The following is a 12847-nucleotide window of genomic DNA, read 5'->3' as shown; positions in this document are numbered from 1 at the left end:
CTCACCACGCCGATGGTACTGCCCAAAAAGTGGGAGAGTAGGTAGCTGCCGTTTTTAAGAGAGAGAGTCTATTTCGAAAGAGATAGGCTCTTTTTTTGTTTACAGAGAGAGAGGGAGGGAGTTAACGGTTAATGATTAACGATTAACGAAGAGTGGTTAGTGATTAGTGATTAGTGTTTAGTGATTAGTGGTGGTCGCAGGCGACCAGGGGGGATGGAAGCTTGATCCATTGTTTGGATATCAAAAAAATACTCTCCAAATTACTCCTCCTTTGCTAAGGAGGAGTAATTTGTATCATTTAAGTTTTTTTTGGTTAATACGAAATGCTATGAAAAACAAAATAATTCATTCAGATAAGCTTCGTTTATTCGCCTAAAGCTTTGTATTCCTTGTTTTTGTATTTGTAAACCTGGCGATTAAAGGATATATTTACAACGTAAAGACTGATTGATTTAATTGTTTAGTTGGCATAAAACATGATGCCTCTTTATGATGGGAAAGAATTTTGTTTATCAAAACCGGAATTATGATTTTACCAAAACCGGAATTATGACAGGGGATGAATGATTTATATCATTTGTCCCCTGCTTTTTGAGTATTATAGAATTAATGTGTGTCAGTCATTACAAACTCCAGCTTTCCGCCATTTACAATGTCGGTATGTGTAATGAAAGGCGTCTGCAATTCTTTTCCGTTTAATTTTATACTTTGCACATACTTGTTCTTCGCCTTGTTATTATGGACTTTAATCTCAAAGAAACCTCCTGTCACCGGTATTTTAGCATAATGCACCATCGGTCTTCCCAAGGTATACACCGGAATGCCCGGACATACCTGATAGAAACCTAAAGCGCTCATCACATACCAGGCCGACATTTGTCCACAGTCTTCATTACCAATGATTCCATCGGGCTGGTTCAGGTAGAACTCTTGCAGGATATGATCGAGGTATTCTTGCCCTTTCCAGGGCGCATCCGTCCAGTTATAGAGATATGCCATATGGTGGCTTGGTTCATTGCCATGGGCATATTGTCCGATTAAACCGGTGATATCTCCGGAGGCTTCCCTGCCGTCAATCTGGGAGGAGGTGGTAAAGAGCGTATCTAAGCGTGTTTCCAATTCTTTCTTTCCCCCTATGGCTGTTATGAAATTATCCATGTCGTGGGGGGCAAAGAAGCTCCATTGGAAGGCATTGCCTTCAGTATAGTCGCTTTTCTGATGGGCGGAGTAACGTGGGTTGAACGGGGTACGGAAACTGCCGTCTCCCATCACAGGCCGCATCATCTTCGTTTCCGGATCCAGGTAACGTTTATAATAGGCTCCTTTGTCTGCATATGTTTTGGCTACCTCCTCATTACCTGCTTTACTAGCTATCTGTGAGATGCACCAATCGTAATAGGCCATCTCCAATCCCCAGGACACCGATTCGCTGATAGAGTCGGCCGGGACAAATCCCAGTTTCTCTTTATAATAGGGATGACGTGTAATCAGGTCTAATTCTCTTGTCCCTTTGAACTGCTTTGCCAGATCTTCCCGATAAACAGAAGAACGCACTCCGGCTTCTGTCCATAGGTTCATATCTCCCTCTGCCAGGTCTTTGGCTACCAGATCTGCCAATATAGATACCGCCGGATAGCCGACCATACAGCCTGTGTAATTCGAAGCCAGCGGCCATTTGGGTAATATACTTCCTTCTTTATATCCCTGTATCAGGCTTTTTCCCCACGTTGTAGCTAATGCCGGATCAATGATAGTCATAAGGGGGTGCAAAGCCCTGAAAGTGTCCCAGAGGGAGAAAACGGTATAATTCGTATAACCCGGCGTTGCCTGGTGAACCTTTTTGTCCATTCCGATATACTTGCCGTCTACATCCTGATACGCAAAAGGAGCGATCATGGTATGGTATAAAGCGGTGTAGAAGTTAACCATCACCTGCGGATCCGCCTGAATATCTATTTTACCCAAGGCCTTTTTCCAGACAGTGGCCGCTTCGTTACGCACCTTGTCGAAATCCCAATCCGGCAATTCCGCCATCATATTTCTTTCTGCCCCTTCCGGATTTACCGGTGATAAGGCCACTTTTACATACAGCGGTTGGTTGTTATTAAAGAATTTATAATGAAATTTCAGGTCTTCTTTCGAGTCTATCTTCAGAAAGAGGGAATCGTTTCGTTGCACCCCTCCTATATATTGATAAACAGTTTCGATAGGTTCCGAAAAGCTGATCCGGTAAGATATCGCATGCGCGTGTGCCCATCCCTTAGTCTTGAACGTGCCTTCTACGATGGAGTCGTTGACAAACATATATTCATTGCCCACCAGTCGGTGCCCCCAGTTCGGTTGCAGGATATGTCCGAGATCCAACATAACCCGTCTGTCTTCCGGATGGTCAAACGTGTATTTATGCAAAGCAACCCGATCGGTAGACGTTACTTCGACATTGACTCCGAAATTCTCCAATCGAACGGCGTAATAGCCGGGTACAGCTTTTTCCGTTTCTTTCTTAAAGGTCGCTACCGGTTTTAGGGAATCACTGCCCGAGAAAGGGAGCAATGCCACATCACCCAGATCACCGATCCCTGTACCCGAGAGGTGTGTATGGCTGAAAGCGTATATCACACTATCTTCATAATGATACCCACTGCTGGCATCCCATCCCATGATATGCGTATCCGGACTCACCTGCACCAAGGCGAACGGGCGGGTAGCCCCCGGGAATGTATGTCCATGAAACCCTGTTCCGATAAAAGGATCGACATGGTGTGTATTATCTGATAATCCGGCTTTCTCCTCTTGTTGACAACCAAACAACAGGCAGGATACGAACACAAAGGAAAGAAGATATAAGGATGTTTTTTTCATGATTATAAAATCTAATAGTTTGATCTACAAATATAGACATAAATACCTTATTCTTTATTTTTAACTCTACCCATTCTGATAGAATGATTATATTTGGTCGTTTGTTTCCCAGCATGTATAACATATAAACAATAATATCTTATGAAAACATCTGTTCAAAAACTCATTTGCAGTCTCTTCTGCCTTCTTTTCACAATGACTCTTTCAGCTCAAGAAGCGAAACAGGAAATTGCTTCCTATGTTGGCAACTGGACCTTTTCCGCGCCTGATGCCCCCGATGGTTACCAGCATGGGACGGCTAGCCTGAAAGAGGCAGAAGGCAAACTCTGCGCAGAGTTTACCTTAAGTGGGAATACCCTGAAAGCCGCTCCGTTCAAAAAAGAGAAAAAAGGGTATTCCTCTGTCCTGTATGTAGATGGATATCCTGTAAATATCCTCCTTTATTGGGAAGGAAAAACGTTGAAAGGAACAGCCGAAGCAGATGAGATGCAGATGCCTATCACATTCACCCCTGTTAAAAAGTAAGCTATCCCCTTCATGTTTACAGTTGTAGCGATTTTGTTTGGTGGAATCGGGGCGGGTTACTTCTTCCGCAAGGTCGAGATCCTCCAAAAAGTAGGCAGGCCTATCTCTTACACCATCTTCCTTTTACTCTTTTTGTTGGGCATAACCGTTGGCAGCAATGATACGATCGTAAACAATCTGGCTACACTGGGTGGCCAGGCTTTGTGTATTGCCCTGGCCGCTACCCTGGGCAGTGTGTTGGCCGCAAAGATAGTCTATCATTTCTTTTTCAAAGAGAAGCCGCGGTTATGAAAGGAAGTTTCGTGATAGTCGGTTTCTTTGTTTTCGGTTGCCTGTTGGGAAGAAGTGGATTGCTGCCGGAGGTGTTTCTCTCTCATGATCTCAGCCAATATGTGCTTTATCTCTTGATGTTTCTGGTCGGTATAAGTATCGGCAGCGACAAGAAGTTGAAAGAGATCCTTCGTAGCCTTCGTCCCAAGCTGTTGCTGGTACCTCTGGCTACAGTTGTGGGTACACTGGTTTTCTCGGCACTTGTCAGTCTGGTAATAAGCCGATGGACTGTCTTCGACTGCCTGGCTGTCGGCAGTGGCTTTGCCTATTACTCCCTCTCCTCGATCCTGATTACGGAGATGAAGACAGCCTCCCTGGGCATCCAACTGGCAACGGAATTAGGAACGATTGCCCTGATGGCCAATATTCTCCGGGAGATATTTACCCTCCTGGGAGCCCCTTTTTGGGTGAAGCACTTCGGACGACTGGCACCTATCTGTGCCGGGGGGGCGACAACTATGGATACCACCTTGCCTGTTATTACCCGTTATGCCGGTAAAGATTTAGTTTTTGTTTCTATTTTTCATGGCATTTTAGTCGATTTCACCGTGCCTTTTTTTGTCTCTTTATTCTGTTCCTTTTAATATTTTCTTCTCTTTCTCTCTATCCCCTGGCTTGTTATGAAAATAATTTAGTTATGCCGTGAATCTTTTGAAAGATATTTCTCTATCTTTGCCTTAAATATATAAAGACAAGCCTAATTATATGACCGCTAAATTTTTACTCTCTTCTGAAGATTCCTCCCGTAATGCCCTTCTAAAGAAAAAGATTATCCATCATTATGTTGCCAATGGCGATGCGACTATTGCTGAACTGTGCAAAGAGATGAACTTGAGTATACCTACGGTCACCAAACTGATAGGCGAGCTACAGGAAGATGGATATATAGTAGACTTTGGCAAACAAGAAACCAATGGGGGCCGGAAGCCCAGCATTTACGGGCTGAATCCTACATCCGGTTATTTTGTCGGAGTGGATCTCTTCCGCGATAAGATCAATCTGGGTATTGTTGATTTCAAAGGCGATAAAGTCTGCATCGAAGAGAATATCCCTTATATATTGGAAAATACGCCGGCAGCCTTGGAACAATTATGCCTGCGTATCGAATCTTTTATCACGCAGCTTACTATTCCGCGCGAAAAGATACTGGCCGTTGGAGTGAATATTTCCGGGCGGGTCAATCCGATTTCCGGATACAGTTACAGTATATTCTATTTCCAGGAGAAGCCACTTGCCCAGATTCTGGAAGAACGTCTTCGCCTGAAGGTGTATATTGAGAATGACACCCGTGCCATGGCCTATGGGGAATATATGCAGGGGGTGGTGAAAGGAGAGAAGAATATCCTTTTCATCAATATGAGCTGGGGGTTGGGAATCGGCATTATCATCGATGGAAAGATATATTATGGAAAGTCCGGTTTCTCTGGTGAATTGGGGCATTTTTGCATGTTCGACAACGAAGTACTCTGCCATTGCGGCAAGAAAGGTTGCCTGGAAACAGAAGCATCCGGCTCGGCCTTACACCGTAAAATATACGAACGTTATAAAGAAGGAAGCAGTACAATCCTTGCCCCTAAGATTGATAAAGGGGATCCAGTCACCCTGACCGAGATAATGGAAGCTCTTCAGAAAGAAGATGTCTTGAGCATTGAGATACTCGAACAAATGGGAGTAAACCTAGGCAAAGGCATAGCCGGCCTGATGAATATCTTTAATCCGGAATTAGTGATCCTGGGAGGTACCTTGTTCCATGCTGATGAATACCTGCTTTTACCTATCAAAAGTGCTATACGTAAATACTCCCTGAATCTGGTCAGTCAGGATACCGAATTCAAACTTTCCAAACTAAGAGAACGAGCAGGTATTATCGGAGCCTGTTTATTGTCTCGCAGCAAATTACTGGGCATTATCTGATTTCTTACTCGATACTATTCTCTCCTCCTAAAAAGTACCCTCAAAATCTAAGTACTAATCACTAATAATTAATTGTTAATTATAAATTGTAAATTATAATCTTTCACGCTTCACTCATCGTTCATCACTAATCACTAATCACTAATCACTAAACACTAAACACTAATCGTTAATCGTTAATCGTTAACCACAGGGATAATTTTAGTGTTGATAGCTATCGTCAGTAGTAACGATAGCTATCATCAGTAGTAANGTAGTAACGATAGTTATCATCAGTACTGACGATAGCTATCAACAGTAGAATATTCCGCATTGTTGCTTGTTCATCCCAATTTTTCTTTCAGGTAATGACCGGTATACGAGGTGGGGCATTGGGAAACTTCTTCCGGTGTACCGGTACAGAGAAGGTTTCCTCCGGCTTTTCCGCCTTCGGGTCCCAGGTCGATTACATAATCGGCGCATTTGATCACATCGATATTGTGTTCGATGATAACCACTGTATGCCCTTTGTCAATAAGGGCGTTGAAGGCTTTGAGTAAGGTTTTTATATCGTGAAAGTGCAAGCCGGTAGTCGGTTCGTCAAAGACAAATAAGGTAGGTTGTTGTTTCTCCTGCCCCAGGTAATAGGCCAGTTTTACCCGTTGGTTTTCTCCTCCGGAAAGGGTAGAAGAGGTTTGGCCCAATTTGATATATCCCAAGCCGACGTCCTGCAGGGGTTTTAGTTTTTTGACAATCTTTTTCTCCTGGCTATCTGCGTTTTTACTAAAAAAATCGATGGCTTGATTGACGGTCATTTCCAACACATCGTATATATTTGCCCCCTGACATTCCACCTCCAATAGTTCCGATTTGAAACGTTTTCCGTGACAGACATCACATTCCAGGGTGATATCCGCCATGAATTGCATCTCTACCGTGATCCGTCCGTCTCCTTTACATTCTTCACAGCGTCCTCCTTCTTTATTGAAAGAGAAATAAGCCGCACTGTAACCCATTTGTTTGGCCAATGCCTGCGTGGCATATAATTTACGGATCTCGTCGTAGGCACCGATATAGGTAACCGGGTTGGAGCGGGAGCTTTTCCCGATGGAGTTCTGATCGACAAACTCAATATTATTGACAAGCTGTATATCCCCGGTAATATCTTTTGCGTCCACAGTCAGCCGTCCGGCTTCATCCAGTTTTTGCTTTACTCCCTCGTAGAAGATGTCACGGATAAGGGAGCTTTTCCCCGATCCGCTGACTCCGGATACCACTGTCATTACATTCAAAGGGAATTTCACATCGATGTCTTTCAGGTTGTTTTTTCGTGCCCCTTTCACTTCTATATAGTTGTTCCATGGGCGACGGAAAGAGGGGACCTCTATTTTATCTTCGCCTGTCAGGTAACGGACGGTATAACTTTCGCTGTCATTCTTCAGTTGATCGATCGCTCCCTGGTAAACCACCTCTCCCCCTAAGCGTCCGGCCTGGGGACCGATATCAATGATATAATCGGCGGCACGAATAATCTCCTCATCGTGTTCCACAACGATAACGGTATTGCCCAAGGCTTGCAATTGGCGTAAGACCTTAATCAACAATTCCGTATCCCTTGAATGCAATCCGATGCTCGGTTCATCTAAGATGTAAAGAGATCCCACCAGGCTGCTGCCCAGAGAGGTGGCCAGGTTTATCCGCTGGCTTTCCCCTCCGGATAGGGAGGCGGACAGGCGATCGAGGGTAAGATACCCCAGGCCGACATCCAAGAGAAACTGCAGGCGGTTGTCTATTTCCGTGAGCAGGCGTTTGGCAACGACTGCATCGGTTTCGTCGAGTTTGAGGGTATCAATGAATGTCTTAAGCTCTGTGATAGGCAGGCTTACCAGCCGGGCAATATCCTGTCCGCCTACCTGCACATAGAGGGCTTGCGGTTTGAGGCGACTGCCTTTGCATACGGGGCAAACGGTTTTTCCCCGGTAGCGTGCCAACATGACCCGGTATTGTATTTTGTATACGTTTTCTTCCACAAAACGGAAAAAGGCATCGATGCCCTGCACTCCTTTCTTGCCGTGCCACAGAAGGTCTTTTTCTGCCTCTGTCAGGTCGTAGTAAGGACAATGGATAGGGAAATTATAGGTATCACTCTGGATAATAAATTCTTTCAGCCATTCTCCCATAACCTCTCCTTTCCAACAGACAACGGCGCCTTGAAAGACAGAGAGACTTTTATCCGGAACGACCAGGTTTTCATCAATACCGACTACTCTCCCGAATCCTTCACATTGGGGACAGGCACCCACCGGGTTGTTGAAGCTGAACATCATATCCGATGGCTCTTCGAAGACAATACCGTCTGCCTCAAACTTCTTCGAATACTCTTTCAATATCACTCCTTCCGGTGTATAGACACGAATCAGACAAGTACCATGTCCTTCGAAAAAGGCGGTCTCGGCAGAATCGGCCAAACGGCTTTTTAATGTTTTGTCGTCGGATACCGTTAAACGGTCTATCAATATTTCGATTACCGGCGACTGGAGTAGTTTCTCATCCGCCAACACCTCCGCCATACGATATACCGTATCCTCTATCGACAGCCGGGAATAACCTTCCTTTTGAAGAATCTCAAGCTGTTCCTGCATGGTACGGTCGGCCGGCAAAATCACAGGAGCATAAACGGCAAACTTTGTATTTTCGGGGAAAGAGAGGATTTCTTTGACAATATCACTTACCTGGTGCTTTTTTACTTCTTTACCCGAAACAGGGGAAATGGTTTTTCCAATCCGGGCATAAAGCAACCGCAGGTATTCATAAATTTCGGTGGAAGTACCCACTGTAGAACGCGGATTCCGGGTGTTTACCTTTTGTTCGATGGCAATGGCAGGAGGTATACCTTTGATGTAATCGGCCTCCGGTTTACTCATCCGCCCCAGGAATTGGCGGGCATAAGCCGAAAGACTCTCCACATACCGCCGTTGCCCCTCCGCATAGAGAGTATCAAAAGCCAGGGAAGATTTACCACTACCCGACAGACCGGTGATAACGACCAATTTATCGCGGGGGATCTCCACGTCGATGTTTTTCAGGTTGTTGACACGCGCACCTTTAATAAAAATAGAATTGCTCTCAGACATAAATACCCCTCCCATTTTAAAACCCGCAAAGTTAATCATTTTCTTCCTTTCAACCAATAGAGAGCTCTTTTAGGATTGAATCTACGCCTAATGATTTTATAGCTGATTTATTTGCAGTATGTGACTATTTCCGTATTTTTGTTGATCTTTTTACTCATTTAGAATAAGAAAAAATTGATGCACATGTCATCTCTGCCTAGTAAAGTGGTTGTGCTTTTTTGCCTGTTGTGGTTGGTTGGATGCAAAACAATACCGGTTACATCTCGCTTTGTGCCTGCCAAAGACGCCAAACATGAATTTCGTGGAGCCTGGATACAGACAGCCTTTCAGGGAGAGTATCAAACGATGACTCCGGAGGCGATGAAGAAAGACTTTGTCCGGAAGCTGGATTATCTGCAAGCTTGTGGTATCAATGCGATTATATTCCAGGTGCGTCCTGAGGCGGATGCCTTCTATCAGTCCGCATTAGAGCCCTGGAGCCGTTTCTATACCGGCGAACAAGGGAAAGCACCGGAAGGCAACTTCGACCTGATGGAGTTCCTGATAGAGGAATGCCATAAGAGAACCCTGGAGTTTCATGCCTGGCTGAATCCTTACCGTGTGAGTACGAGTGGCAACACCAAACTGGCAAAGTCCCACGTCTACCATCGTTACCCGGAACGTTTTGTCACTTACAACAAGCAGATCCTGTTTGATCCCGGCATTCCGGAAAACCGAGAGTTTATTTGCCGTGTCGTACGCGATATCGTTCTTCGTTACGATGTGGATGCGATTCATATGGACGATTATTTTTATCCCTATCCTGTTGCCGGCATGGCATTTCCGGATGATAAGAGTTTCCAGCGTTACGGGTTGACACAAGGATATACGGAGACTCAACGGGCAGACTGGCGCAGGGAGAATGTGAATGTGTTGATCAGTGAACTGAAACGTACCATCTTATTGGTCAAACCCTGGGTGCGCCTGGGTATCAGCCCTTTTGGCATCTACAGAAACAAAAAGAATACACCGGATGGTTCGGGAAGCGAAACCAACGGCTTACAGAATTATGACGACCTCTATGCCGACGTATTGCATTGGGTCAAACAGGGATGGATCGATTATAATATGCCCCAGATCTATTGGGAGATCGGTCATTCGGCGGCCAATTACAACACCCTGGCTGTCTGGTGGGATGCGCAGCATGTCTACGATTGCCATTTGTACATCGGACAGGATGTGGCGCGTACGATGAAAGCGGATCAGCTGACCCCGAAGATGCTCCTGGAAAGAGCTTTGCCCCGTGTCAGTGGCAATTGCTTCTGGCCGGCCAATGAATTGTTATGGAACAACAAAGGAGTAGCCGACAGCCTGAAACAAAACTATCATCCGTATCCGGCCTTAATCCCTCCGTACACACATTTACACGACCAGGCTCCTAAAGAAGTGCGGAAGCTGAAAACGGTATGGACCCCGAAAGGGTACGTATTGCGCTGGAAAGCCAAACAGAGTCCGACGAATCCGGAGCTGGCGCGTTACTTTGTCGTCTATCGTTTTGGAGAAAAAGAAGAGGTCGACTTAAATAACCCGGCGAAAATCGTCGCGATAACCTCTGATACAGAGTATATATTACCTTACGAAAAAGGGAAAAACAAATACAGATATATAATAACGGCTGTAGATCGCTTTCACAATGAGAGTTTAAAAGGGAAAGGTAAGAAAATAAAATTATAGGTTCCCCCATTATGCAAGACCAGAGATGTACAAAATATACGGACTGTGCTTCCTGTGATTTCTACCAGAAGCAGATCTTTAAATACAGGCAATATCCTAAAGGGATGTCTATCCCCCAGGAGCGTGTACTGCAAAACACGATGTATTTCCTGTTGAAAGGAGAAGTGCGGGTGAATAGTGAAGAACATCCGGATACGTTCTTTCGCGAAGGACAATTCATTATGCAGCCGATAGGGTCGCGGGTAGAGTTTCATATACTGGAGCCGGTAGAAGCTATTTTGTATTTGTTCGAACGTCCACAGAATATTTGCAACGACAGACACAACAAAGGAATGTCGATGGCATCGGGTGGGCATATCGGTTCGGTCGTGATGGATCTATGCGCTCCTATGCATACTTTCCTTTCGGGGATGCGGGCTTACCTGGATAGCGACCTGCGTTGCTCGGTCTTTTTGCAGTCGAAGCAGACGGAATTACTCTTTCTGTTGAATTGTTATTATCCGATTAAGGATTTGGCGGCTTTCTATTCAACCATTTACCGGTACAATAAGAGTTTCCAGTATTTCATCTTGCAGAATTATCAGCAGGTGAAGGATGTGGAAGCCTTTGCCCAATTAGGGGGATACAGTATATCTACTTTCCGGCGTATGTTTAAAGAGACCTTTGGCGAACCGGCCTACCAATGGATGTTGAAACGCAAATGCCAGGATATTCAAACCGACCTATTGACTACCGAACTCTCTGTTTCCGACATTTGTTACAAACACGGTTTTGAGTCGCTTTCCAACTTTTCGCATTTCTGCCGGGCTAATTTCGGACAGTCTCCCCGTGCCATCCGGGCAGAAAGGGAGAATGTATAAGGTTCAGCTATCTCTTAATGTTTTTCTTCCAGGGCCTTTTTCTCCTTTTCCTTTTTCCATTCTTCCACCCGCTTTTCATATTCTTTTTGGCTCTTTAACATATTCTCCCGGCTCTCATCTATCTTTTGTCGGGACTTCTCCGGGATTTCAGGCAACTTGTCAATCAGCTCCCGGAGAGCCTCCACAGTGAGTTTGCTTTTCTTTCCATCCGGAGCTAACATCGGTTCCTCCGTTACGCCGCGGAAGAACATATCTTCATAGAGTGTCTCAAAGAAATAACGGTGATAATGATATGTATCGGGCAGATTCGCCTTCTTTTTCAATAACTCGCGTACATAGAGACAGCGTATGAATATAGCTTCCTGACGCTTTTTTTCGTCCTTGTAATCTTTTACATGACTGGCGTTATACCACTTGACAATATAACTCAGTATATTTGTTTCTCCCAAATCCTTTTTATCCAGCCAGGCCTTATAATAAAGCCGGAATGCTTCTTCTCTCCGCCCATCTTTCTCCAATGTTTCCCCGCGGAACAACAAAAGCTGTTTCGCCAGGAAAGGATTCGGTTCCAATCCCTTTTCCGCTTTGTCGAAAAAGACATATGCCTTTTTACGGTCATAGGTTTTCCCATAGGCTGAACCCAACAATAGGTTCACATCCACAGCGGTGGTGTCTTTGGCATAGACCCATTCCAAAGGCTCAATGGCATGCATATACTGTCCGGCATAATATTTGGAACAGCCGGCATACTTAATTGTTAACAGGGTTGAGTCCCCTTCGGCCATAAGCTTGGAATAAAGCGTATCCGCTTCGGCATACATCTTATTCATATAGAGGCTCATGCCTCTGTTGCGTTTCAGGAGCAAGCTATTCGGACTATAACACAAAGCTGTGTCGCAGACTTCCAAAGCCTCCGAGATGCCCATTTCCCCACAGCGAAGCAAGGTGTTGACCAACGAGCTGGCAAGCCCGGCATTTTCTTTATTCGACTGGAAAGCTGTCCGGTAGTGCATGGCGGCAAAATCATACTCTTCCAGGCGGTTGTAACAATCTCCGATATGCCGTTGAATAACCGGATAATCTTCATCCGGATCAATCAACAAGGCTTCGTATTTTTTGATAGCCTCTCCATAATTTCCTATTTGTTGATGCAACCTGGCCAATTGATATTTCGCATAAAAATGCGTACTGTCGTTGGCTAATACCTGGTGAAAGTAAGTTTGCGCATCCGAGGTACGCCCCAGGCTTATAGCCACACGCGCCAGGTTATTCAACATGTCTATATTTGCCGTATCCTCCGCCAGACAAAGTTTATAGGTATCATATGCTTCCCGGTATTTCAATAAGCCTTCGTAGGCCTGCCCGAGCGTATACATCGTGGCATAATCGGTCGAATCGGTGGCTGCTTGTTGATTTATCATCGCTATAGCCTCGGCATACTGCTTTTTGTTCACCAAATCTTGCATAGTAGTGACTTGCGCTGTTCCAACCAGGGTGAAACAGCATAAAAAGAAGAGTTGTATTTTCATA

At 45.0% G+C, this 12847-nt stretch carries 9 protein-coding genes; 6 read left to right on the top strand and 3 right to left on the bottom strand.

Annotated elements, in window-relative coordinates; all coding sequences use genetic code 11:
* Positions 1–606: 606 nt before the first annotated feature.
* Positions 607–2862 carry a GH92 family glycosyl hydrolase gene (locus D0T51_RS10890; RefSeq protein ID WP_163729253.1) on the bottom strand — a complete coding sequence of 752 codons (2256 nt, stop codon included), beginning with the start codon at positions 2860–2862 and terminating at the stop codon, positions 607–609.
* A 141-nt stretch (positions 2863–3003) separates the two neighbouring features.
* Here D0T51_RS10890 and D0T51_RS10885 point away from each other — a divergent pair, with 141 nt between their 5' ends.
* The 4 genes from D0T51_RS10885 (at position 3004) to D0T51_RS10870 (ending at position 5631) form a co-directional block, all read left to right on the top strand.
* Positions 3004–3387 carry a hypothetical protein gene (locus D0T51_RS10885; RefSeq protein WP_163729251.1) on the top strand — a complete coding sequence of 128 codons (384 nt, stop codon included), beginning with the start codon at positions 3004–3006 and terminating at the stop codon, positions 3385–3387.
* Positions 3388–3399: 12 nt separating this feature from the next.
* Positions 3400–3678: a LysO family transporter gene (locus D0T51_RS10880; protein WP_163729249.1), complete on the top strand. Its 279-nt coding sequence runs from the start codon at positions 3400–3402 to the stop codon at positions 3676–3678.
* A complete protein-coding gene (locus D0T51_RS10875) occupies positions 3675–4301 on the top strand; it encodes a lysine exporter LysO family protein (RefSeq protein ID WP_163729247.1) in 627 nt (208 codons plus the stop codon). Before D0T51_RS10880 ends, D0T51_RS10875 begins: the two co-directional genes overlap by 4 nt.
* Before the next feature lie 121 nt (positions 4302–4422).
* On the top strand, positions 4423–5631 hold the full coding sequence (locus D0T51_RS10870) for an ROK family transcriptional regulator (protein WP_163729245.1): 1209 nt from the start codon (positions 4423–4425) through the stop codon (positions 5629–5631).
* Positions 5632–5954: 323 nt separating this feature from the next.
* On the opposite strand, the gene uvrA is transcribed toward D0T51_RS10870, so the two are convergent.
* Positions 5955–8744: an excinuclease ABC subunit UvrA gene (gene uvrA / locus D0T51_RS10865; protein WP_163729255.1), complete on the bottom strand. Its 2790-nt coding sequence runs from the start codon at positions 8742–8744 to the stop codon at positions 5955–5957.
* Positions 8745–8927: 183 nt separating this feature from the next.
* Between uvrA and D0T51_RS10860 the strand changes: the two genes are divergently transcribed.
* On the top strand, positions 8928–10457 hold the full coding sequence (locus D0T51_RS10860) for a glycoside hydrolase family 10 protein (protein ID WP_163729244.1): 1530 nt from the start codon (positions 8928–8930) through the stop codon (positions 10455–10457).
* 11 nt (positions 10458–10468) lie between these two features.
* Complete coding sequence (locus tag D0T51_RS10855) at positions 10469–11317, top strand: AraC family transcriptional regulator (protein WP_163729242.1); 849 nt, start codon at positions 10469–10471, stop codon at positions 11315–11317.
* A gap of 14 nt (positions 11318–11331) precedes the next feature.
* Here the strand turns inward: D0T51_RS10855 and D0T51_RS10850 are convergent, their stop codons facing one another.
* A complete protein-coding gene (locus tag D0T51_RS10850) occupies positions 11332–12846 on the bottom strand; it encodes a tetratricopeptide repeat protein (protein ID WP_163729240.1) in 1515 nt (504 codons plus the stop codon).
* Position 12847 lies beyond the last annotated feature (1 nt).

This window comes from Parabacteroides sp. 52, from assembly GCF_010500925.1.
Lineage (GTDB): Bacteria > Bacteroidota > Bacteroidia > Bacteroidales > Tannerellaceae > QVMG01.
Note: the sequence above shows the minus strand (reverse complement) of the source record. Positions and strands in the feature narration are given on the sequence as shown.

Coding starts and splice junctions, on each gene's coding strand:
- D0T51_RS10875 (WP_163729247.1), top strand. CDS start 3,675: ATGAAAGGAAGTTTCGTGATAGTCGGTTTCTTTGTTTTCGGTTGCCTG.
- uvrA (WP_163729255.1), bottom strand. CDS start 8,744: ATGTCTGAGAGCAATTCTATTTTTATTAAAGGTGCGCGTGTCAACAAC.
- D0T51_RS10880 (WP_163729249.1), top strand. CDS start 3,400: ATGTTTACAGTTGTAGCGATTTTGTTTGGTGGAATCGGGGCGGGTTAC.
- D0T51_RS10890 (WP_163729253.1), bottom strand. CDS start 2,862: ATGAAAAAAACATCCTTATATCTTCTTTCCTTTGTGTTCGTATCCTGC.
- D0T51_RS10870 (WP_163729245.1), top strand. CDS start 4,423: ATGACCGCTAAATTTTTACTCTCTTCTGAAGATTCCTCCCGTAATGCC.
- D0T51_RS10860 (WP_163729244.1), top strand. CDS start 8,928: ATGTCATCTCTGCCTAGTAAAGTGGTTGTGCTTTTTTGCCTGTTGTGG.
- D0T51_RS10850 (WP_163729240.1), bottom strand. CDS start 12,846: ATGAAAATACAACTCTTCTTTTTATGCTGTTTCACCCTGGTTGGAACA.
- D0T51_RS10855 (WP_163729242.1), top strand. CDS start 10,469: ATGCAAGACCAGAGATGTACAAAATATACGGACTGTGCTTCCTGTGAT.
- D0T51_RS10885 (WP_163729251.1), top strand. CDS start 3,004: ATGAAAACATCTGTTCAAAAACTCATTTGCAGTCTCTTCTGCCTTCTT.